The following is a 26,883-nucleotide window of genomic DNA, read 5'->3' on the forward strand; positions in this document are numbered from 1 at the left end:
AGTTAGTTCTTTATAGATTTTTAAAGCATAAGCATTTTCACTAGTAAAGCCTGTAACAGTTACTTCTTTACCTAGGGTAGAATCAGTAGTGATTTTACCATCTGCAGAGTTAAAGATTGTTTCTCCATTTTTTAATAAGGCTTTGAATTTTAAGGTTGTGGTTGCAACAGCATTATCTTGCCCTGCAACTTCTTCAACCGAAACAAAACTATAGCTAACAGTAAATCCTTCAGGACTAGTTGGTGCTGTGAATTTTGCTTTTGCTGTACTATCAGTCATTGCTGTAATTAGTGCTTGAATTTGTGTATCTGTTTTAAATTCACTCGCTAACTTCTTCGCACTTTCGCTGTCTGCTGCAAAAGTGCTAGGAAGCGCATCATACCATTCTTTAGCCTTTGCTTCTTGCTCTGCTGATGTATTTTTAAAGCCACTTAAAGTAACTTCTTTACCAGCTGATTCTTTAGAATCAACTAACTCACCTTCAGTTGTATAGTATTTATCAGCTTGTTTTAGATAGACTTTAACTTTAAGTGTGCCAGCAGAATCTGAAGCAGATGAAGTCACTAGTTCTAGTTCGACAGTAGAAGAAAAAAGCAGTAATTTTAACAACTTTGTTAGTTCATTTTGAGATGAAATAACAAATTAAATTAACCATTTTTCTAAAAAGATCCTTAATTCAGTTTATAATTTTAAGTATCTAAGTATAAGCATAAATAAGCAATTTTTGAAAGGTAAAACTATGGCTAAAGAAAAAAAGCAGAATATTGTAAAAGAACTTTGTGATGACATCAAGGAATTTGCTAAGAAAAACGATGGTTTACATACCCCAGTTAGAAACTTACAAGAGCAAGAAGATGAAAGTGGATATGATCTAAAGTTAAGAGGTAAACCAAAGCCAAAAATAAGTGATCTTGGTGGAGATGGTAAAGGTGGAAGTTCGGACAGCAAATATGCAACCACAGATTATGTTGATAAGGCGGTTTCAGGTTTAAAGGAAGAAGTTAAAGTAATCGTTAAAGATGAAATTGCTCAATCAGAAGCAAGAATGAGTCAGAAAATAGAAGATTCGGAAGTAAGAATGAGTCAGAAAATAGAAGATTCAGAAGCAAGAATGAGTCAGAAAATAGAAGATTCAGAAGCAAGAATGAGTCAGAAAATAGAAGATTCAGAAGCAAGAATGAGCAAAAAAATTGAAGAATCAAATGCGACAATGATGGAAAATATGTCAAAGTTCGCAACTAAAGAATATGTCGATAATGCTCTTTTAGAGTCTGAAGCAAGAAACAAGGTTTTTGTTAAAGAAACAATTGCCCCAATAATAGTTGAACTAGCTGAAACTAGAAAAGAAAATAAGGAAAATAAAAAAACCTTAGATAAAATTCTAGGTTTAATAGAAGAACTGAATAAGAAAAAGTAAGTTTTCTTTGTTTTTCAAACAAATAAACACACTATGAAATTAATTCATAGTGTTTTTTTGCAGAATTTTTTCATAAAAATTCAAAATGTAGTCAAGTTCTAGCAAAACTAAACTAACTTAGATATAATTAAAACTGGCAGATATAAATGCCAAAAAATATTTTTTAGTTGCTCGTTTCTAATATTAAAAAATAGAATAGCTTAGAATTAGCACACAATAAATTAATGCAACTAAAAACAATCTACACAAAATATATTATGAAAAAACTTTATTGAGGAGAATTCGTTATTGCCAAAAGATATCAATAGTTTAAATACTATCTGTAGCAATGTTAGAGAAATCAAGAAAATGGACAAAGTCCATTTCGTTGAAAACATATATAAAAAAGAAGGCTTGAAGAAAAAACTTTTACTTCATATAGAAGGTGAAGACATGGAAGAAATTATTATACCACCTGTTCCACCAGTACCTCCTGTGCCGCCAAGCCCAGGTGGTGGTTCTGATAATGAATATGCAACAGTTGGCTATGTCAAACAAGTTGTTTCAGATTTAAAAGAAGAAATGGTGATTTTGATCACTGATTCTGAAGAAAGAAATAAAGTATTTGTTAAACAAGAAATTGCTGATTCTGAAGAAAGAACTAAAATCTATGTCAAAGAAATTGTTGATAAAGCCGTTAAAGAAGCAACTGATCCAATTATTGCTGAGTTAGTTGAAACTAGAAAAGAAAATAAGGAAAATAAAAAAACCTTAGATAAAATTCTAGCTTTAATGGAAGAATCAAACAAGAAAAAATAGGTTGCTTTTTCAAACAAATAAACACACTATGAAATAATTCATAGTGTTTTTTTGCAGAAGTTTTTCATAAAAGAGCAAAATGTAGTCAAGTTCTAGCAAAACTAAACTAACTTAGATATAATTAAATATGGCAGATATAAATGCCAAAAAATATTTTTTAGTTGTCTTGTTTCTAATATTAAAAAATAGAATAGCTTAGAATTAGCACACAATAAATTAATGCAACTAAAAACAATCTACACAAAATATATTATGAAAAAAACTTTATTGAGGAGAATTCGTTATTGCCAAAAGATATCAATAGTTTAAATACTATCTGTAGCAATGTTAGAGAAATCAAGAAAATGGACAAAGTCCATTTCGTTGAAAACATATATAAAAAAGAAGGCTTGAAGAAAAAACTTTTACTTCATATAGAAGGTGAAGACATGGAAGAAATTATTATACCACCTGTTCCACCAGTACCTCCTGTGCCGCCAGGCCCAGGTGGTGGTTCTGATAATGAATACGCAACAATTGGCTATGTCAAACAAGCTATTTTAGATTCTGAAGAAAGAACGAAAGTTTTTGTTAAAGAAACTGTTAACGAAGCTATTGCTCAATCTGAAGAAAGAAATAAAGTATTTGTTAAACAAACTGTTAACGAAGCTATTGCTCAATCTGAAGAAAGAAATAAAGTATTTGTTAAACAAACTGTTAACGAAGCTATCGCTCAATCTGAAGAAAGAACTAAAATCTATGTCAAAGAAATTGTTGATAAAGCCGTTAAAGAAGCAACTGATCCAATTATTGCTGAGTTAGTTGAAACTAGAAAAGAAAATAAGGAAAATAAAAAAACCTTAGATAAAATTCTAGCTTTAATGGAAGAATCAAACAAGAAAAAATAACCTTCTAAATAACTATGTAAAAAGCATTTAAAAATACCGCCACACAGATGACGGTATTTTTTTATTGCTTTAAGTTTTTACTTTTTAAGTTTAAATCTTCTGATTAAAACATAAGCAATTGCTGCTGAAGCAACGGCGGCAGCGGCTACTCCGACACCAATTGCAATTGTTGTTGCTGAGTTTAAAATTTCGTTTGACTGTTTTAGTCCAACTACTATTTTAGTACTTGAAACAACACTTTTATCTAGAACTTTATTTTCTGTAATAGCTTTTGCAGAAGCGATTAATCTGATTTGAATTTGGTCGCCATTTTTTAAATTAGCATTAGTTAAGTCACTAATTTTTTCAAAATCGCCATTAGTTGTTCGTTTGACATAGAATTGAATATCTGTATCAGCTGGTAAAGTAACGTTATTTAGATCGTATTTTAATGATCCTTTAGTGTTATCTCCTTCATAAGAAACAACTATTTTATCTAGATCTCTTGAACTGAAGTTACCTATATCAATATTTGTTTTTAAGTTTTTAACTAAGTAACCATTAACTGTAACAGATTTATCTGCTACTGTCACTTGTGCTTCTTGAAGTACAAGTGCTTGGTTTCAAGGTACACTAGCGATTCTATTGGCATAGTTATCACCGATTTGACCTTCACTCCCAATGTAACGTAGTCTTCATTTAACTAGATCCCCATTTTTTAAGTTAGTTGGTGATTGCGTACTTCATGTTAGTTGACTATCGCTTGAGTTGTATTGACCATCTTTGATAACTGCATATTCATAAGTATAATCATTAGGTAAAACTTGCTCTGAAGTTTCAGGATTAGTTGTTAGGATTTCAAAAGTACCTGAACCTGAAGTAATCCCACTTGTTTGAATTCTGACAAATTGTAATAGTGATAAATCTACTTCGTTTTTTAAATCAGTAACTATTAAAGAAAATTCTCTTGAATTATAAGCAAAGCGCTCATCGCTTGAATCAATTTTGATAATTAACTGATCACCATTAGCTATTCTATTAGGAACTTGATTATCTAGATCGTTAAAGACAGTAACTTGATTATTTGAACGGCGTGTTCATTTTAGACTTAGTCTTAATTTAGGATCAATTGCTTTTAAAGCAGTGTTAATTGCTTTAAAGCCTTTGAGTGTTTCAACACCGTTAGTGCTATCTGTTGTTAGTGAAGAAGCAATCAAGGCTTCCATATCTTTAAGCTGAGCAAATCCTGAAGTACCTTCAGCGATTCCTGTGGTTCGATCTGATGCTCTTTCAAATCTACCTAGGAAACTAGTTAAAGTAACAGCATGATCTGAAGTGATTTGGTATTTCAACTTATCAATAGTGAATTCTTGTTTATGAGTAGTTAATCAAGAAGGATCTTCTAGTTGATAACCATCTTTTAGGGCATAAGTAAATTCAACTTTTTGATCTTGGAATAGAATTTGCGATGATTGATTATTTGCCTGAGCAAAGAATCCTAGACTTGAAGCCTGTGTTAATGACATGGTGACTGTGTCACCTTCTTCTGTAGAAACTACAGGTTTACCTGGAGTTTTGACTCCATCTGCATTAGTGTTGAACTTGTAGTAAACTGGTTGACCTTCTGCATTAGTTGCGGCAATTCCTGTATTTAACATGATAGGTTTAGTTGTATCTTCAACACCATCACGTTCTATTAAGGGTACACCATATTTATCGTATTGAATGTTACCATCTGTAGACTTAATGAATTTTAACTTAGTAGTTAGTTTGACACTAACTCCTAGATAGTTACCATCTATATCCTGACTAAGAGGTAATGAAGCAAAACGGCTTAATCCATCAAATGATGAAGAAGTCTCTGTGAAGTTACCTGCATAAACAATCTTAGCTGTATCAACTGATAATTTATCTTTATCAATGTATAGACCTGTTACTTTTAGAGCACTAGTTGAATAGTTATTAGTTGGATTAACTAGCACATCTTTTGTAGGGTCTTTAACATCGATTTTGACATAAACTAAATCTCCTACTTTTAAGTTTTCTGGTTTAGTTTGTGTTCATAAAGCAGTTTGTTCTGCTAAATTTTTCAGTTGTTGACTTTGGTATTCAACGTTTGTCACTAAGTATCAGTAGGTGAATAGATTCTCATCAAAAGTCTGACTATTGTTATTAACTGTAACGGTAGTTTTACCTTGGTAAGGTTTAGCGTTGCCATTTGTTGCTGCAATTGTAATCGTTGGAGCCACATTTTGAGTTAAGCTTCTTTCAACTAGAATGTTGATCTGTTCATCAGTGAACATATATTTATAATCGTCAACTTCTTTACCTTCAGTAGCCACTACATATTTTGAACTACCTTTAAACTGCAATCCAAATTTTTGTGCATCTGAAGAGATACTGAAACTTCTACTACTTAATAAGGTATTTAAACTGATTGTTTCTGTATAGTTTGCAATATCTGTAGCATTAAATAACTTAAATGATCCGTTGAATTGGTCATTATTATCAAAGTTAATAGTGATTGGGTTTAACTTATTGTAAGTTAATAAGAAGTTTCTAAAACTTTCAGTTGTGATTAATGTCGGGCTATTATTAGTTCCTGATAATTTTAAATCTTTTAGACCTAAACCATCTAGTACTTTAGTATCGACATAACCTTTAACTGATTCATTGATTCCACCATCTACTATTAATTGTTCAGTAAATGATGAGAACTGACTATCATTAATATTTTCTGCAGAAATATTAACTGCTCCAAAACTTAGAACAAACTTTTTGGCACTAGTTGAACTATAGTCATAACGTGCTTTAATTGATTCACGGGTAATTAATCCTACTTCATTAGCATAACCATTTAGGCTATTTAATAAAGTGATGAATTCATCTTTAGTAAATCAAGTTTGACCGTTAATTTCTTTACCATCGATAGAATAGCGAATCACTACTTCACCTTTATAAGCTGATTCTTGTTGTACTCCTTCAAGTGCTTTAGAATCATCAATTGTTAGGTTTTTCAAATTACCTGTCAAGGTAATTTGATTTAAAAGATTCTGCATTGCTACTGAATCTAAAACATTTGATGTATCTAGATCGAAAGTAGTTGTTGTATCTTCATAAACATAACCATCTTGAGCTGCTAATCTTGCTTTGTACATTTTGTTTGTACCTAAAGTAGCAGGTGGCGTTGTACTTCAAATTGTGCCATCATTACTGTATTGAATTACAAGTCCTTGAGGCAGGTCAATATCACTTTGTCCTGAAACACGTACATCGCTAGAAATATTTGATAGTTTTAATAAATTAGTTAGGTTTAGATCTGCTTTATGAACGTAAACTTTTAAGGTTTCGTTCACCCCAATACTTTTATCAACAATTACGTAAGGAGTTGTTGATACTTTATAAACATCACTATATTCAGCTGCTTTTTTAATAAAGTAACGTGCCTGAATTTGTTTATTGTAGATAGTATGAGGATAACTTAATAACTGAGCAGTAAAATCTGCTTGGTTATATCAAGTATTTGTACCATCTAGTTTTACTAGTTGTCGATTGGTTAAATCACCGATCGCAAATTGTACTTCGACAGCATTTCTTTCTGTTGAATCAGTAATGTTATTATTTAAGACACTTTGAACATTATTTATATTAATTTTTTTAGTGTCTCCACTAATTTGAATACCTGATAAAGTTGATGCACCAACAATAATTGCTTTTAGTGATTTAACAGACATCTTGATAGAAGCAGCGAATTTTGAATCTACAAATAGATTTGAAGTACTTGCTGCATTAAATCTAGCGTATAGATAATCACTAGCATTTGCACCTTGCATTACTGTGGTACGTGGTGCTGAAGGGTAATTTGATGCATTTGTAAAGTCACCTGCACCATTTAATTCAACATTAGTGAATTGTAACTGCAATCCTAGACCTACTAGTTGTTCAAAAATTGGGAAGTTTTCATCTGTAAAAGGTGGTGTTAAGGTTGAAATACTTGCATTTGAATCGTTTTCACCTGTAACTGCTTTCAAGGTTTTTAGTTCATCTACTAAATCATCAAGATGTAAATATGATTTTACATTATCTGAATTTAGTGATCCACCTAAATCCTGATTATTAGTTCCTTCTAGTTGAACATTAGCACCTGGTACAAAACGTGCTTTAAATAATTTTTGACTAGGTAAAATATTAATAGTTAATGAACTTAAATATGATTTTAAGTCACTAGCACTATAGTAATTTTGACCTAGATGGGTTGTTAAAGGTGTGACATTAGGAATTGTAATATTTTCTAAGTTATAAGCAACTGTGAAGTTGGCAGCAATAAATTGAGAATTTAATGCTGTTTTCATTTTTTCTTCATTAATTACTAAATCTTTAGTATTACCACTAAGTTCAATGTTTGTTAAAACATTAGTTGTATCTAGAGAAAAGACTCTTTCTGCATCAATTGATGTCATTTGTTCAACTTTTGATGCATCACTTAGAACTGTTTTAGCAGCATCACTAGTTTCAAATTTATATCAAAGTTGTGGTGCTTCAGTAGTAATAGTGATTGAACTAGGTAGACTTTCAAAAGTTTTATCGTATTGACCATCTTTAGTTAATGATCATTTAATGCTTACATGGTTATCTTCTAAAAGTTTCTTTTGTTCATCTGTTAAAGGATTAACTGCAGTACCTAGTGCTAAGTTAGTTGTAGCATTAGGATAAATTAGTGATCCGTTTTGCAAGCTCTTGAAGAATGATTCTAGAGTAAGATCTAAATAAAGAGCAACTGCATCACTAGTTAGTTCAACTGGTGTTGAATCAGATACTACATAAGTATCTGTATCAACTGTTGCACCTAATTGGTATCTTGCTCAGATTTTTAAATCTTCACGTTTAATGTTTTTACCATAAGTACTTAATGATGAAATAAAGGTATCTTTATTGAATCATACAGAAGCATCACCTGTAGCAACTGGTAATAAGTTTAAAACATCTTTACCAATAGCATATTGAACCATTACTTTGTCTGCATCAGCAGTAATTCCTTCTTTTGCCTTAGTTTCATCAACTGTAATAGTTTTAGTGTTTCCACCTAGAGTAATTCCCGACTTTAAAGCTTCCTTATTTGTCTTAATAACGCTAGGGATAACTAGATCATTACCTAATTTAGTTACAATTTCAGTGTTTTCAATATCAACTGTTGAATTTGAATCATTTGAAATTAAAGCAAATTGTAACTTAAGTTGTTTTTGATTTGAAGTAGTCATTAATGACTTACCTGCTGTTAAATCACTTTCTCAGTTGGTAGATGAATCAGGAGCATTATTACCAAAACCTAAGTTAAGGGTTACACCTTTTGTTTTTAAGTTAGCTATATTAGCAGGTGTAATTGGTAATTGAGAAAAATCAATAGCGATGATGTTTTCTGCTCTTTCTGATCCACCAAAACTAATTCTTTTACCTTTAACATTTTGTTTTAATAAAGCCACATAATTAGCAGTTCTAACAAATGATTTTAAGTTAGTTAACTTATCAGTTTGGAAGGTTCTAATGGTGTTTTCTTGAATTTTATAGAGATTATCTGCTGATTCATTGATTTCTCATTTAACTGCAATACGGAATTTTTGTGCTGTTGTATCATCATTAGAAGTAGCATTATTTCTATCAAGGAAGATGTCAAAATCTATATTTGTTAAGGCAGTAGTTAATTGACTAGCATTCATTCACTTACTTTGTCCTGCAATTGATTGTAAATCGTTATCAATTGAATTACTATCACTATTATTAGTTAATAATTGGATTCCAAACATAGGAGTTGCATTTGCAAATGCAAATGCATTCTTACCTTTAAGGTCATCTGTATTAATAGTAATATTTTTAGTATTACCTGATAGTTTAACTAGATCAACAATATCTTGAGTTGTAACTGTCAAAATGATTGATAAATTAGTTAGTTTTAACTTAATAGGTTCTGATTCAGTTGCTTTTGCTGGAGTAGATAGTTCAGTTTTTTTAGAAGTATCTTTAACTGTGAATTTCATTCATAGTTCAGGTGTAGTTCCACCTGTACCTAATTCTTTAGGTAAGGTGGTTGAATATGTTCCTCCTTTTGAAGTTGAATATTTAACTTCAACGTTAGCCTGAGCAAGTAGTTCAAGTGCATCAACCCCTGTTGCTGTTGAAATTCCTAAAGTAATCTTAGTTAAATTACTTGTAGAATCATCTGCACCAAAACTAGGAGCATTATCTGCTGCTTGTTTTGCAAAATCATCAATATTAACATATAGAGCAACTGCTGAATCTGAATTTTTATGTTCAACTGCATTAGTTGAAGAAACTGCAAATTTAGAGCTATCAACACCTGAAGCAATTTGATAGCGCACAAAGATTTTTTTGTTTGCTAAAGTAAATTGTTGGTTATAGGTTCTTAGGTTATTAATAAAGTTTTCACGAGTAAATCAAAACTGACTAGCACCTGTTAAGTCTGCTAGAGTTGTGCTTGAAGAACCAATAGCATATTGAATTGCTACCTTATCACTATTAGCACCTAGAGCTTTTAAAATTTCTTGCTCTTTAGCTTGATCAATAGTAATATCTTTAGTATTTCCTCCTAGAGTAATATTATCTAGTTTAGAAGTATCTACATCAATTTTTGTAGGTACTTGAACTGGTAATTCAAAGGTGAATGTCTTATTACTATCAATTGTAAATTTCTTATAAGTTTGGGTAACTGCTGCAGTATCGTTTTTAATAGTGAAGTTTTTATCTGCATTTGTTTCAAAAGAAACTTTAATTTTAATTTTTGACTGATTACCTAAAGATTTAACATCTTTATATTCTTTTCAAGCACTACTATCAGTGGTTCCAGGAGTTTGGAATTCAAATTTGATTCCCATTCTTGATTTCATCTCTTGAGCAAATAGTTCAAAAGTTTTATATCTAGTTAATAATTGTCCTGTTAAAGGGATATTTAAATATTCTAGGTTTTGAGTATCAGGCCCAGCTGTAATTTCATTTGCTAGAAAGGCTGCAAATAAGTTTGTAAAGTTAATATCCGATTTTACTTCACTAATATCAAGATCTGCATTAGCACGTTCTGTTTCACCTGTACTTAATTCAAATAAAGTTGAATCGACATTTGATTTTAATGAGTATTTAGTTACTAGTTTACTTAATTTAGCAACATCAGTTGTTAAATTAGCAACTGCAGGGCTTAAATTAGAAAAGGTTAAAGGTCCACTATTTGAACTTTGATATGCCTTAATTTGAGTTAGGAAATTCTCATAAGTATATCAAGTTGTACCATCATCAAATGAATATAAAATCTCTACTTGTGAACGTTGTTCACTAGTAATAGATTCAGGGAAAGCATTTTTTTCAAATTCTGTTTGTGTTTGACCTTCATTTAGTTTAGAAATATCACCTTTGAATTTCAAATGATTTTTTAAGTAATCATTACTTAATTTAATAATTTGTTTAATTCTAGTGTGATCAATTTGGTATCCATGATTATCTTGCACATCATTAGTTGCTGTTGAACTAGCAATTCCTAAACCAATATCTTTAGTTTCTGAACTAGATACTTCTGTTTTGGTAACTGCAACAAAACGAATTCCTAAACGGTGGAATTTGTTTGCATCATTAATACTTGTGATTTCTTTTGTAGTAGTTGAATTGGCTTCTGTAACTGTTCACTTACTATAATTACTTAATGGAGTTAAATCTAATGAAGTAGGAGGCGCATCACTTCAAGCATAAGTTGCTGTTGAATCTGTGCCGAAGGTTCAACTACCGTATTGTACTTTATAACCTAGAGTTGTACCTGTAGTTGTATCAAAAGCTGAATTTTCTACTGGTTTAATTTCTAGATGTTCAATATCACCTAGTAATGAGAAATTAGTCTTAATATAGTCTGAATTTACTCAGTCAGCAATCTTAATGAAATCTTTAACATTAGTTAAAGATGGTTTTACCCCTTTATTAAATTCTTCTACTTTTGAATTAGGAATAGCAAATTTTTCTCTACCCAAAATAGTTGTAATATAAGTTGCCTTAATATTATCTTTAGTTAGTTTATTTAATGTATCAGTTGGTAATCCTTGAATATATTTAATAAAATCTGTTTTATTACGATAAACTTCATCAGCATCGCTACCATCGATTTTATCGAATTTATAAGCAACTTCAATGTTACTTTTGAATGCACTTACACTGTTTAAACCATCAGTTGCTGAACTAAATAATCCATCATTTTCTTCAATAGTTAAATGGAATAGGTTACCACTGATTTTTAATTTAGTAGCATCACTTAAATTACTTAGTTGTACATCACCAATTGCTGTTAAAGTTCTTAAACCGATTTTCTTAATAGTATCAGCACCTGATTTAACTGCTCAACCTGGTTTTGCTTGAATTCTAGCATAAGCATCTTTTGATGATTTTAAGTTAATTGATGTTGATGAAATATTGTTTTCTAATTTTTTTCAAGTACTTTCTTCATAAGTATTAGTTGGTCCTACTTCTAAATTAAACTTAATTGCAAAGTTTGTGAAATCAAAAGCAGTTGCTCCTGAAACTACAAATAGATCTTCAGAAGTTGTTCCTGATAATCTAATACCTGTTGTATCTGCATTTAATAATGCTGCAAAAGCAGTTGATTCATTAGCAACGATTGAAAAATTACCTTCACTAGGTGTTGTAGTTTTTTTATCATTGTAACCACTATAAACTGTTTTAAGTTGATTAGAGACAATGTATTTATTATCATTACCTGTTCCTTGTTTCAAGCGAACACGAGCAATAATTTTATGCTGTGGTGTAAGTTTTGAAGCAAATGATTGTTCTTTAACTGCCTTGATTAAAGCATCTTTATCAAATCAAGAAATTGATGATAAGTTAGTAACAGCTTGGCTATCAACTGTTGCAACTGTATAAGTTTTAGTTGTCTCTGTACTAAAATTTGAAGGTACAAAAGCATAAACAATTTCTACAACTCCTGCTTCAACTTTAGTTTTTAAATCACCATCTAGATTTTCATTAAAAGTTAAACTATCAGTATTACCTGAAAATGATGATGTTTTTATATGGCTACTTTCTGAAGCACCAATATATTCAGGAATTCCAAATGACTGAATTTGTCTTGATTCTGAACGGTTTGAATTACTTCCTTTAACTGCAGTAACACTTGTGCCACTGAAAGTATAATCTTTAAACTTATACTTAGCATTGTTATCTGCTGTAGTTGTACCTGTTTTAACCTGGTTAGCATCTGCAATAAATAATGCTACATAAAGTGGACCTTGATTTCCTGCACCTACAGTACTTGGATCTTCTTTTCAATCAGTGTCAGTGCTAGAATCTGTTTTTGAATACTTAACAATAATTTTTTTCTCTTTAATAACTGTTAGATCTGCTAATGAACTAGGTAACTCTAATTTAAAGTTAGAGTTACTTAGTTCTTGCTTATCATCTTTTTTAGCAATTGTAAAAGCATTAGCATCAGGTGTTGATGATAATGTGTTTCAAAAGGCTGCATCAGCACCCCATTGGGTGTTATTACTTTGATTTGCTGATGTAGTTGTAGGGTTAATTAAAGAAACAATAATAACTGCATCTTTAAAGTTTTCATTTTTTAATTTATAAGGTGCTTGTAATTTCTCTGGGAAAATCTTATTAGTAGTTGTTGTTACGCCAACTGCTTTATTAAAACGCACCATTACTTTGTCAAAAGTAAAGTTGTTTTTTAATTCTGGGGTTAGAACATATGAACCTTCTGATAAAACTCCTGGTTTTAATAACTTTTTAAAGATTTCTTTAGCACTAGTTGTTGAATTAGATGTAACTCATACTTGTTGCTTAGATCCATTTACTCATCCTTCTAGAGAATACTCTAGTTGTGCATCTTTATAGAATTTCTTGTATGGATTTTGCTCATCTGTAGTACTTGCAGTAACTTCAGTTGCTGAAAAGCCTTCTAACCCTGATTTTCATACTTCTGATTCATCAATAGTTAAATTATCAGTTTCACCTGAGAATTTAATTTTAGCTAAGGCTGCTTGTTCTTTATCAGGAACCCTGATTAATTCTTTATCTAATTTAGCTAAACTAGATGCAGTTGCTTTAGTATTATCTGTATCATAAGTTGTCAGTGTTGTACTAAATCATGATGTTTGCTGAGCTGTTCAATTTGCTTTAGTTTGTTTATCTAGAAACTCTGCATATAAACTTTTACCTGTAGCAAATTGAATAAAGCCTGTTTTTAATAATGGGTTTAAAACAACTGTTTTAGCTAAATTACTATTAATAACTACGTTACCTAGTTTATCTAAACTAAGACTTGAAATTTCTTCAGGTTTATTATCTTTTGTACCATTAAATTCACCTAGATAGGTATAATTAATTACTTTAAATTGACTATCTAATCTGATTAAGGTTTTTTGTCCTGCAACATAAAAACCGCCATAACCATCACCTATAAAGTGAGTGATTTTAAAATCACTCTTAATGAAATGATTATATTGACTATCACCTAGGTTTAGTTTATGTTCTACCTTATCAACTGCTGTTTTATTTTGTGCTGAAAATTGGATTTTATCTTTAACACTATCATATTTAGGATTATTAGTTCCTGAAGCACCACCTGTGGCTTGTGCTCTGATTAATCCTTTGTCAATTACACGAGTATTATCTAATAAGGCTCTAGCAAAGGTAACTGAGCCAATAGACTTACCTGAAGCAAATGCCATTGCATTTGTTTCATTTTTTGATGTATAGGTTCCACCTGTAAAACTTGAATTATAAATAAGTGTTTTAAAACTATCTTTATTATAGTCTTTTAGTAATTGACCTGCAGTGAAGCTAGAATTACTACTTGTAACTGCATTATCAGAAATTGAATTAACTGTAACAGTTTGAGTAATAATGTCACCTAGTTCATTTAATCTACCAAAATGTTCTGACATTTTTAAAGTATTGCCTTTTGCTGCTTTATAAGCAGCAATATTGGTACTTGCTTTCGATTTTCACTGACTTACATCATCATTATCTGCATGTGAATAATTTACTGTACTATGATAATCAAATTTATCTAAATTAGCAACTGGACTTGAGAAGAAGTTAATAGTAGGATTAGTTGTAGTTGTTGCTGTTGCGTAAGCAAAAGTTAGATTCCCGTTAACAGGATCTAAGAACATATCTAGAAAATCACCTGACATTGAACCTAATTTAGTAATCTTGTTAGGTGTAACTAGAACAGAATGATTTGGATTATTTGTTGATTCATAAAAATCTGTTGCTATTAAACCAACTTCTACATCTTTCATTGTTGCATTTGAAGCACCTATTGCAACTGCTAAAAATAGTTTATTTTTTTCATTTGCTTGTGAAGTAGAAGTTAAAATGGTTGGTAAAGCAACCACCTTTTTAATTTCTTTATTTCCTGATAATAAACCTGATGATACATCTTGAACTGTAATATTGCTTTTTGCAACATGAAGCACTATTACTTTTTTCTTAGTATACATTAAGTATTTTTGATCAGTAATCGGCTCAATTGTTGCTTGAGCAATTTCTTCTTGAGTTAGATTTAATGAACTTAGTGAACCATTTGCACCACTATTAAATATTGATGAAACTGAAACAGTAGAACCATTCACAGGAATGGTTATACTTCCATCTTTAGTATTAGCAAATAAGGTTTTAACTGATGCTTTATAAGTAGTTTTTAAACCATCAAAATTAATTGTAGTAATAGTAGTTAGATCACTTTGATCTTTAGCTTTATTAGTTGATTTTCAAGCACCTTGATAACCTTGTTCATTTAAGAATCTAATAGATCCATCTAGATGTAATGATATATATCCTCCATCTGCTGTATTGATTAAATTAGTAATTGAAGTTAAATCACTTAATCTTAGTAACCCATCTTGAAAAGATGGAGCACCTCAATTAGTATTTTGTGATTTTAAATTACCTGACTTATCAATAAAAGTTAAAGCTGATGAAGAAGAAACTACAGGATTACCTCCAAAACTAGGGATAAACTGTTTAGCGTTAAAAGCGCTTAAAAATGGCTCTTGCACATATAAAAAGGCAGGTTTATCTTTAAAACTACCAGCACCAAAATAGTTACTAAAGATTCAACGAGTATACATGTTATCGTAGAATCATCTAACACCTAGCAATTTACCATTATTAAATAATGATGTTTCACCTGTAGTAGTTAAATAACTATTAGCTAGATCAGAAGGTCTTAGATCACCTTCACGAGATAATAAGGTAAAGTTACCATCACCTGATGGTAAGATTTTAGTAAAGAACTGCACATTATCTCGACCTGAAGAAGCAGATAGATATTGCTGTGCACTAATTGTTTTTGTAACACTTAAACTACTATTTAAGAATAAAACATTTTTATTACTAATTGCAATAAAGCCGTTATTACCATCTTCAACGATATCAATTAAAGCACCTGAAGATGTATAAGTTTTAGTTGTACTAGTTGCTTGACCAGTTGAAGAAATTTCTCTAATGTAACCTGTTTCATTTAGCCCACCAATTGCATAAATTTTTCCGTTTGACTTAATGAATTTATTAATTGATGAAGATCATAAATTAGCATAATCTTTTGTATATTTTTCATGTCAATTAGTTGAGTCATAAGTAGTTTGAGTAGGATTTTTGAATGATTGATCAAACTTCTCCTTAGTTTGGAATGTTCCATAACTTCTTGAAGTTATAGAACCTGATGAACTAACAACCGCTAAATATTCACCTGAACCACCGAATAAGTAGTTGCCATTATCTAGTTTAATAAAAGCATTTGTATTTCATTGATTATCTAAATAATTTTTGTAATTACTTGTTAATGAAGTTTTGATTGATGTATCAGTTCAACCATTATCACTTGTATTGATAGTATAGTTACCTGCTTTTAAGGCAGTTTCATTTTCATTACTTAGATCAGTTGAACTTATTTTGCTGGTTACTAATTGTGATCTGCTTGTATTATTATCAGTTTTATGTAAAAACATACTAATGGTATTTGATTTACCAACAGCTAGACTTACCCCTGAAGCAGTTGTTCCTAATCAGTCTAATTTGTTAACATTAGAACCTGGATTATCGAAAATTGCAGTTCCACCTGCATCACCATAAAGAATAATGTTATTGTTATCAACTACAACTTTTGAGAAAACATTTACAAAATAACGCTCTACTCTTGTTTGAGTAATTAAGTCTTTAGGTATACTAGTTTCTCATTTATTAGGTTGATTAACTACTGAATTAAGTAGTTCATAATCTTTTTCTAACTTTCAAAAACCATCATTATCTTCATAAGTAAAAACTCTTAGTTTTTGGTTTTTTAAAGGATTAGCATATGTATAAGTATCACTAGAGTTATTTTCATAAGGATCCTGAAACTTAGCCTGACTATATGCTTCAATACTTGAACCACTACCTTGAGCAAAAGCTGATAAAACTGCAAATTTAGTTTTACCTGATTGTTCAAAAGCATAAATATCGATTAGAGTTTCACGAAACTCTAAGGTTGCTTGAATGACTTGGTTTAATTTAGCATATGAACCATTTTGGCGAAATGAGGCAACATCTACAAGGTTAGCATCTTTTGCTAAAAGAGAAGGATCAGCACTGACTTTAGCTAAGGTTACATTGTTTGATGAACTACTATAACTTGAACTTTGTAAAGCATTATTAGTACTAATAGCATTAATACTATTATTGCTATTAGTTTTATTTAAGGTCGCTCCTACAATTACAGCACTAGCCACAATTGTGGCTGCTGTAATTCCTAAGCCAATTAGAACGCTTTTTTTATTTGTTTTTTTATTATTCATAAGATACCTCGATTATTTCTTCTCTTCATTGAATGTTTGGTTTCAAGTATAGTTATTAAAGCCTGTATGCTCTCAACTTTGTGATGATTTAGGTGGTTTAGTTAATTCAGGTTTCAATAAGTTTTCTTGAGTAGATTTTGCAGTTGTAGCAGCATCACCTGATGTAGATGCTGTTGCTTCTGTAGCAGGATTAGTTAATCCAATTCATTTCATTCCTAAAGCACGTAATACTTTTCAACGCTCATCGCGGGTTAGATTTGCTGCTTGGAAGTTTAGAATTTGATAAATATTTCCTTGTAATGAATCAGCAGTTGCACCGATAATTCCTAATAAACTCTTAGTAATACCAATTTTGGTTGATACTAGACTATAACGAGCATATTTATTATCTTCATATTTCATTTTTACATAAAAGACTAATTGCAATGCCTGTGTACCAGGAGCATATAGTTCCATGATTACATCTTGACCAATATATAATTCAGAATTCATTTGGTTATTATTAAGTCTGATAGTTTCACTAGTATTAGAACTATTACTAATATTTACATCTGAGTTATAGTCCAGATTACGATTAGTTGAACCGGAAGAACCTTGTGCCGCAAAGTAACCAAATAAAATTTCATTATTTCTTAAAGCTTGTGGACCAAATTGGGTCCCTGTTCCACTAGTTTGTTCAACTGAACCAGCAACTGAATACGCTAGCCCCCCTGAGTTATAACGTGGATAGAAATAAGTTCCTCCACCACTAAATAAGGCTTGTAAATTAGCAATTTGAGTACTTGAATTAATTTTAAAAGCAATAAAAGTTGATGAACCATTAACCATATCACCTACACCACTATTTGACATAGATGTATTTTTACTTGATTTACCATTTGTAATAGTAGGTGTATCTACTGTATCACCAAAAGCTAATCATGAGCGATAGGCTTTATGAGCATCACTATTATCTGTTTCATGCTTATAAGTAGGTTTGAAAGCATCAACTGTTTGCACATATTGACTGCTTCCTTTTGATGAGTCAAAACTTGAAACTAGATCTTTATCATTAACTGTTACTTGATCTAAGTTAGCAGCATCGAAATCATGAGTAACTTTTTTCATGATTTCTTTTGTATCATCATTAAAGTAAAGGTCATTTTTAAAGCCTGTTACTTTTAAAGTAATTGATTTACTATTTGAATCTGTAGCAGCAGCATCTTTTGAAGTTGCAATTAAGATTTTGTATTTTAAGGTTAGACCACCAAAATAGTCACTAGTTAAACTAATTGGATTTGTATCTAAAACAAAGTGAATATCATCTTTTGAAGCTAAATCGGCAGAATTTTCAAAACCAATATCTTCTTTTTTTACTTCTGATGCTTTAACATCAGATTTATTTTTATTATTAATCTTAACAGCGACAACTTCTGCTTTTTTATATTTTCAATCATGAATTTGTTTTATCACAGTTGAATTAGCTGCAGCAAAAACATTTTCTTTGATGCTAGTAATTGCTGTCTCTTCAATTTTAGTTAATTGAGTTAAAACTGAAGCAGCAAAAGCACTTTCACCTATAGAAGCGATTGAACTAGGTAAAGTTAAAGTAGTTAGTTTTGCTTTTTCAAAGGCTTTAGCATTAATTGTAGTTGTTCCTGAATTAAGTGTTAATTCAGTTAAACTTGTATTATTTTTAAAGTCATCATTAATAGTTGTCACACTACCTGCTACTTCTAATTTAGTAACTGCTTCTTTATTAGTAATATCACTTAAAGATGCTACATAGTAATTATCGCTAGCATCTTGATAGCGATAAGAATGACCTTGTCAAACATTTTTCTTAAAGCCGCTAAGTTGTTCATTATAAGTACCTTGAACAGTAATTACAGATGAGTTATTATTAAACTTAGTTTTAAGTTGTACAGTTACTCCATAAGTAAAGTCAATTTTTGAATTATCTAGATTGTTTAAAACTGTATTATTTAATGACAGTTTTAAACCTTTTTCTAGAACTTTATTTTGTTCAGTTGAATAAATATTATTAGTTGTATCGTTTGAACCATTATTATTAGGTTTTTCAATAACTTTAGCAACTGTTGTTCATTTAGCATCTTTATCTAAAGTTGTTGTAGGTTTAACACGATCTGTTTTTTTAATATATTCATCAATTAGATCTTTGAAGGTTTTAAACTTACCAGATACTTCACCGATTAACATATTAAATTCTAAAGTTGCACTTGAAGTTGATTTTAATTCAATAGTTACAGTTGCCTGACCATTTACTAGATTATCACGTGTAGTAGGCTGCACTGATTTAACAGTTGCAGTTACTTTTTCAGTTGGTGCAGATTCAGCAGAACTAGTTTTAACAGCATCTAGTTTGCTTTTTAGTGTATCACTAAGCTGGAAATCATCAGTTGTAAAGAAAGTTTCTGTATAGTCAGTATTTGTTGTATGATTAACAATTTTATCTTTCTTATCAGCTTTTACAACGATATAATGTTTTGTAGCATCAGTATCTTTATTAGCAGCTAAAATAGTGTCACGAGCGATTACCAATGCATTTTGTGCTTCTGAAGTAAATCCATCATATTTAATTGTATTAACTTCAGAGATTTGATCATCACCTTCAGCACCTGAAAAGGTTGTATAAGTAATAGTTACAGTACGCTCTGCTGAATCAAATTCAACCTTAGTTACTGTTCTATTTAGACCAGTTACATTAGGATCTAAATTGGTAAAGTAAGTTTTTAAAGTATCAGGACTTGTTAATGCTGCATTAATCTTATTAGCAACTCCTGAAGCAGTATCTGTTTTACCTGCTCCACCCTGTACTTCTTGCGATAATCCTACTTGTCAATTTGAAGATGCTTTAAAAGCATTAATTTTAGTTAGGTTTTCATATTTAGTTTTATTTAAGAAACCACTAATAGTTTGGTTATATTCTCTTTTTACTCCAGGGTCTTCTGGTGTAGTAATTGAGATAGTTAATTTAACGGATGAACCGTCTCCTTGGCTTTCAACTTTAGTTACTGAATAAACTAAAGTTGAATCATTAACGTTATTATCTTTAGCAGTTTTTTGTGCTCCTCTAATTTCATAGAAACCATTGTTAGTTGCACTCGCTGTATATGATTTTAATAGTTCTTCACTAATAGAAAAATCATAAGCAACAGCGTTTGCTATTTTACGCCGTGAAGCAGTTTGAAAACCTGTAATAGTTGCATTATAAGTAGCAATAAAATCTCCAATTTTATCACCATCTTTATAATGAACGCTAACTGTAACAGTTAAAGAACCATTACTATTATCAGCATTAAGTTGTGAAAAGGTTGCTTCATATTTAGTTCTATCAAAAACAGCAGCAGTTGTTTGTAAAGGATTAGCCTGAGCAATTGATAAATGATCTAGAGTAATTTCTGAAGGGATTCTAGTTTTGTATTCTTCAGCTTTTAATAAAGTACTGTCTGTTTTGCTAGTAGTAGAACTATAAACTCCAGGTCAAATTAAAGCAGTAGCAAAATCAGTTGCTTGTTTTCTTGCATAAGAAGTAAAGCCACTTATAGTTGAATAATAGAATCTTGAAAGGTTAGTATTTTCTGTATCAGCCACTTTTATTTTTACAAATAAAACAGTTGAATTAATATCATCAACATTAACATTTGCTTCATTTAAAACAATTGAATCAATTGAAACAGTTAATCCTAAAGACGATGGTGCTGAAGCAACTGTTAGCTGATCAGTTGTAACACTACGAGGTGGTGTTAATAATGTTTGTTGATCTTTTAAAGTTACATTAGCACGGCTAGCACTATTAATGTAAGAAAGAATTTTAGCAATTGCTTGTCCAGTAGCACGGTCAGCAAAACCAGAGATTTCAAATTCTTTAGTTTCTGAATAGAAGTTTACACCTGTACCAGTTGAAACATTGACACTAACAACAGCAACTTTTTGATCTTCTCCAGATTGAGATGAACCTTTATCAGCATTTTTCTCTTTAATATCGGCAATTGAGAAAGTTAAATCAGGGTGTGTTTTCTGAATTTCTGTGAAAGAAAAATCTAATGATGTCAAGTTACTTACAGATAAACTTGCTTTATCACCTAATACTGTAGGCGCTGTTGCACTTCCTGAACTAGGACTTGTATATGCTTTAACTTTAGTAATATTTTCTTTTTTAATTGCTGAAGCAAAACCAGAAATAGATTGAGTATAAGTTTGACTTATGTTTGTATCTTCAGTTGAAGAAACTTTAATAGTTATAATCACAACTGTATCATCATTAGGTGATTGAGTAACTTCACTAATTTCTACTTTAAGTTTTGAATTTGTATCAGGTGATGAAGGATTTAATTTAAAGTCACTTGTTTTAACTTCTTTTGCAGTTTTATCTTCAGTAACACTGTCACCTTTTTGTGCAACTGCACGACTTGAACTACCAATATATTCAGTAACTGCTTTTTGAGCATTTGCTTTTTCTTTTGAAGCAAAACCAGTTTCTTCATGTGTATAAGTAGTAGTTGCTTGATCAGAACCTGCACCTGCAGTAACTGTAACTGTTACAGTTACTTTATTGCTGGTTGTATCTTTAGCAACATTAGTGATTGCTAAAGTAATTGGAGTTTGATTTGCTCCCACAATTGGTTGGGCAATTGAGAAGTTACTTGTTGTTATCGTGTCAACTGAAGTCACTTCTTTATTAATATTACGGTTTAATAAAGGATTATTTTTAGTGCTTGATTCTGCATAAGCCTTAACAAGTTTTTCATTTAATGCTTTACCAGGTTTTAAGAAGCCATCTATTTTTGTATCATAAGTTACATGGCTTACTTGAGCAAGTCCTTGACCTACTGTTACAGCAACAGTTACAACTGCAATTGTATCATTAGCAGGATCAGGTTTAATTTCAGTAATTCTTAAACTGATGTCTGTATCAGTGGGTTGAGTTAATGTAAAACTTGCAGTAGTTAATTCAACTACAGCATTTGAACTTTTAGAAACAGTAGATAAAAGTGTAGGTACACTTTTATTAGTGCTATCTGCATATTGTTTTGCTTTTTGATAGTTACGGTATTGTGAATCACTTAATAAATTACTATAGCGAATGATATATGTATCACTAGCAGAACCATCAGATCCACCTTGATCACTAGTTACAGTCACTGTTACATCAACTGCGTTTAATTCATCACGAGCTGCTTCTACTTTAGTTACTGCAAATTTTAAAGTTGAAAAATCTGCTTTAGAACCATCTGCAAATGTATGTGAGCCTGCAATTGAACTATTGATAGTTCAATGATCACTAATAGGACTTGCTAGAGCAAGTGATTGTGAAATCTCATTTGATTTAACTACTTTTTTATCTTGACCTAAGACTTGTGGTTGTAAGTATTTAGTTAAATCATTATTATTTTCTGCAAAGTATCCTTCAATAACTTTAAACGCTTGACCTTTAGCAGTTGTAATAAAGCCTGTAAATTCTTTTGTATAGGTTTTAGTAGCTTGACGCTCACCACTACCTAAAGATAAAGTAACTGTGACAATTGCAGTTGTTTGGTTAGTAGATGAAACTGCTACATTAGTTACTCTTTGAGTAATATTTTGGTTGACACTTGAAACAAGTGGCAATGTAAAATCTTCATTAACCAAGCGGTTAACTGAAACTTTATTTTTATCAACATCTTCATTTAAAGTAACTTCATCACGATTAGAGTTAGCAATGTAGCGCTCTAATGTAATTTCATTTGCAGCTTTTGAAGGTGCTGCAAAGCCACTTAAAATAGTGTCATAAGTTGCTGAATAAGCAGCATCACCGCTTCCTGCACTTACTTTTAAAACAATATTAGCACTATCATCAGCAGTAGGCACTACATCAATACGATCTACTGTCACTGTTAAATTAGAAGGGTGAGCTCCAATAGTTACATCGCTAGATAAAAGTTGTGAAGGAGATTTAGCAACTTTAATTCCTGCAGCAACATCAGGAGTTACTTTTGAACTTGAAGCAATATAATCAAGCACAATCTTAGCATTTGCTGCTTTAATAGTAGGAATAAAGTTACTATATCTAGTTGTATAGTTATATGAAACAGTAGGTTTTGATTTTAATGCTACTTTAATAGTAAATAAACCAATAGAACCTTCAGTAGCTGTTACTCCAGTTCCTACTTGAGTAACAGCAGTAATTGTATAAGTAAATTTAGCATTATCTTCAGTTGAAATTGCTACTAGTTCAAACATATCAATAGTTGCTTCATTTGCAGAAATGTTTTTATTAACATTTTGCTTAAAGTCAACACCATATTTAGTTGCATTTCTAACTTGAGCATCTTCACTACTTGCAAATAAACTTACTTTTAATGGTTTAGTACTTGCTAGTGATTCTCCTTGTGATTCACCAACTAAACGAATAGTTACTTCACCTGTTTCTGCATTACGTTCATCAATAATAACTGTAAAGGTAACACCGTTTTCGCTAGCAATTACAATATCATTAGCAACAACATTATCAGCTGTTTTATTTTGACTACCAGCACGAGCATGAATTAAATTAGCAATTGCATTTAAACGATTAGCTCTTGCAGCTTGTTCGATTTGACTTTCTAAAGAACTAGATGCTTCATAGATTTTAAATTGGTTTTCACTTAAAAAGCCTGTATCAGTATAAGTGTAAGTATTAAAGGCTTCACTAGCACCTGAACCTGCAGTTACTTTAACAGTAATAACAGCACGGCGACCATCACCATCTTTTTCTTTAGTAACATTATCAATTGAACCTAATAAGGTTGCACTACGTAGATTAACACTGTAATCTGAGTTAGTTAATTTAGAAGCAGTAGTAGTTGATTTCAAAGATCCATTTACTAATAAAGGCACGGCTCTAGTTGCTGAAGAAACATATTGATCAACTAGTTGTTGATTTCTAATTTTATCATTTGTAGGGAAACCACCAATAGTGAATTTGTAAGTAGCACTTGCTGCATTATTTCCACTACCAATAGTTGCTAAAACAGTTGCTTCACCTTTAGTAGAAACTGTTTCGCCATTTACTACTTCCTCAATCGGACTTCATCCTGTTACTTCTAAATTAACTTCATGTTCTGTAGCATTTGTTTCAATTGTTTTATATTTAGTTTTAACTTTCTGTCAATTCTCTTTAATTACAGCACTTGACAGAGTTAAGGTTTTATTAAAATCACTAGCAAAAGGAATAGAAGCCACACCATTAAATTGTGGTGGATTAGCTGTATTAACTACAGAAGAACCATCTTCTGATTTAACTGCAGCAAAAGTAGTTTGATTACCTACAAATTGCTGAACTAGTTGTAAATTAGTACTACGAGCACTTGTATTAAAGCCACTTAAACTTAATTCTGCAGTGGTTGAATAAAGTGGTTGTTGAGTAGTTGAATCAGTTGCAATTGAACGTAATTTAAGAGTTACTTTTAAAGTTCCATTTGCTTCATCAACTTTTCAATCTATATCACTTCTATCAATCATAACTGCTGCTGAATCGCGGTTAACAACTGTATATAGTGAAATATTAGATGCTGCACTAGGAGTTGTATCCACTTTTTGATCTGCATTTTCAAAAAAGAAAGTAGTTGCAGTATTAGTTTCTAAATCACGTTTGATTGCTTCAACTGCATCTTTAGCAGTTTGGCGTGGAGTAGTATTAAAACCATCGATTATGTAAGTGAAAACTTCACTTGCATAATCATCTTGTCCTTGTGTTCCTGCAGTTGATAAAACTGTAACTGTTAAGTTACCGTTATTATCATTTTGGTTACCAATTGATTGAATCTTATTAGTTACAGTAATAGGTGCAGTTTGGTTTTCTACAGTTGCTTGATAAGTTGTTAAATTACCTAGTTCTAAATCATCAACTGTTACAGTTGTAGGGAAAGTATCAATTTTAGCAGTTGCTGAAGTTGATTTATACTTAACTGCATTAGGATTTGAACTATTAAAGATTTCTAAAGCACGTTCATTATTACGTTTATCTGAAGCAAAATCTGAAACAGTTACTTCATAAGTTTTACTTACAGAATTATCACTATTAGCAATAGTTACAACAGCAACAACAGTTCCTGCCTTATCGTTTGAATCTTTAACCTGTGTAACTTTTCCAGTAATAGGACTGACTGAGTTACGTGGGTTTTCATTTGTATCAGTTGTATTAATTGGGTTAAAATCAGTCGCTACTACAGTTGAAGGTTTTTTATTTTTTACAGCTTCGCTAGTTACACTAGGAACTGTTTTTTTACTTATAAAGTAGTCAATAACTTGAGTGTCCAGTTCTTTTTTAGTATATCCAGTTAGATCTGATTTTTTAGTGTAAGTGTCAAGCACTCCACCATTTTCATTACGTAATTGAATGGTTAAAGTTGCACTGATTTTACCAGTTGCATTATCTTGGTTATTATCAATTAAATAAGCAACTCTGATTAATTCACTATCGCTTCCAGCGTTTGCTTGTCCTAGTTTTGCACTTAATTCGGCAGAAATAGCAGGTTCTAGGTCACCATTATTGATTGCACTTGCAAATTTAAATGGCTTTGTATTGTTTTTAAATCTTACTTCAGGTTTTTCGTTTTTAATTTCATCAAAAACGTTTTTAGCAAAAGCAGCACTAGTTAAAAAACCATGTAATTGGGTGCTAGTTGCTAAAACAGCACTTCCACGAGTTGCTGATAAAGTTACTTGAGCAATCCCTTGACGTGTATCTGAAGCATCAAAATTAACACCTGTTAAAGCATAAATAGTGCCATTTGCATCGCTTGGTTGACTTAATGTTGCATTTTCTAAGAAGTTATCGTTAGTTAGCTGAGCAACTGCCATTTTTTTCAAGGTCTCATTAATATTAATTAATGGAGCAAGATTGGTATTTAAAGTAGTAATTAATTCATATTCATTTTGTGAATAGAAAGTATCAACTTCTAAATCATAAGAAGCTGAAGAAGTTCCATAACTCTTAGTTACTGTTAAGCTAACACTATGGCTATCTTTATCAGTCGGTACAACTACTTTAGTTATTTCATAAGCAACACCTAAATTATTAACAAAGGTATCACCTTTTTTAGTTAAGTCCTTAAAAGTAAATGATGAACTTTTAACATCTTGAATTTTTAAACTAGTTGCTACATTAGAAGCAGAGCGACTAGTAAAACGTGAATCCATGGCTTGTAAGCGTGCTGCAGTTGCTAATTCAGGAACTAAATCTGCTGAAGCGTTTAAAACTCCTTGATCAACAGTAACAACGTTTGCAATTGTGTAAGTTAAACTTCTAGTAACACTTGTATTACCAATATTACGTTTAATTGTATAAGTTACTAAAACACTAGTATCAGTTGGAGCACTGACACTATCAATTGTAATTTCAATATCTTTTCAAGTTTTAGTTGTATTAGCAATTACATCATCAGTTGTAATTTGATTAGCAGTTTTATTATTAGCACTTGCTTTTATGCTAAATGTAGCATAAAAGTCTGATTGGTTAATGTTACTTTTTTCAATTGCATCAAACAACTTAGTTGTTCCAACTTCTCGAGATAAAAAGCCTGCTATTTCCTTTGTATAAGTAACTTTTGTATTACTTGATAACTCTCTTGTTTTAGCAATGGTAACAACTAAAACTTTACCATCACTATTTTCTTTTTCAGCAACTTCCGTGATTGTGTAAAAAACACCACCAAAAAGGTTATTACTATTAGTGTCTTGCACTGATAATAACTGTTTGTTTGTTGCTCAAAAAGTTGCCATATCCATGGCTGTATATTGAGCCTTTAAATTGTCTTCATTTTGTAAAGAAATTTCAAGGTTTTTAGCATTATTAAGAATGTCAATAGTATTGCTGTTTATACTTTTAAGTCCTAATCCAACACCTCCACCAACTGCTGCTCCAACAGCAACAGTTGCTCCTACGACTCCGATAATGATTTTTGCTTTTTTCTGCATAACTAGTTAATAGTCC

Annotated in this window: 6 protein-coding genes; 3 read left to right on the top strand and 3 right to left on the bottom strand. The window is 31.1% G+C overall.

Features of this window, described 5'->3' with window-relative positions:
• Positions 1–609, bottom strand: a 609-nt coding sequence (locus CJJ23_RS02985) for a lipoprotein 17-related variable surface protein (RefSeq protein ID WP_143823625.1), incomplete at its 3' end; no start/stop codon positions are given.
• A 130-nt stretch (positions 610–739) separates the two neighbouring features.
• Here CJJ23_RS02985 and CJJ23_RS02990 point away from each other — a divergent pair.
• From CJJ23_RS02990 to CJJ23_RS03000, 3 genes are all read left to right on the top strand, one after another.
• Positions 740–1,417, top strand: a complete 678-nt coding sequence (locus tag CJJ23_RS02990; protein WP_095334884.1) for a hypothetical protein — start codon at positions 740–742, stop codon at positions 1,415–1,417.
• A gap of 348 nt (positions 1,418–1,765) precedes the next feature.
• Positions 1,766–2,215 (top strand): hypothetical protein, encoded by a 450-nt coding sequence (locus tag CJJ23_RS02995; protein ID WP_180738016.1) that lies wholly within the window; start codon positions 1,766–1,768, stop codon positions 2,213–2,215.
• A 344-nt stretch (positions 2,216–2,559) separates the two neighbouring features.
• On the top strand, positions 2,560–3,102 hold the full coding sequence (locus tag CJJ23_RS03000; protein ID WP_180738017.1) for a hypothetical protein: 543 nt from the start codon (positions 2,560–2,562) through the stop codon (positions 3,100–3,102).
• Positions 3,103–3,179: 77 nt separating this feature from the next.
• Here the strand turns inward: CJJ23_RS03000 and gli521 are convergent, their stop codons facing one another.
• On the bottom strand, positions 3,180–16,928 hold the full coding sequence (gli521, locus tag CJJ23_RS03005) for a gliding machinery surface structure protein Gli521 (protein WP_095334887.1): 13,749 nt from the start codon (positions 16,926–16,928) through the stop codon (positions 3,180–3,182).
• Between the two features lie 12 nt (positions 16,929–16,940).
• A complete protein-coding gene (gene gli349, locus CJJ23_RS03010; RefSeq protein ID WP_095334888.1) occupies positions 16,941–26,867 on the bottom strand; it encodes a gliding machinery surface structure protein Gli349 in 9,927 nt (3,308 codons plus the stop codon).
• Positions 26,868–26,883 lie beyond the last annotated feature (16 nt).

The sequence above is a fragment of the Mycoplasmopsis agassizii genome (genome assembly GCF_002276225.1).
Classification (GTDB): domain Bacteria; phylum Bacillota_I; class Bacilli_A; order Mycoplasmatales; family Metamycoplasmataceae; genus Mycoplasmopsis_B; species Mycoplasmopsis_B agassizii_A.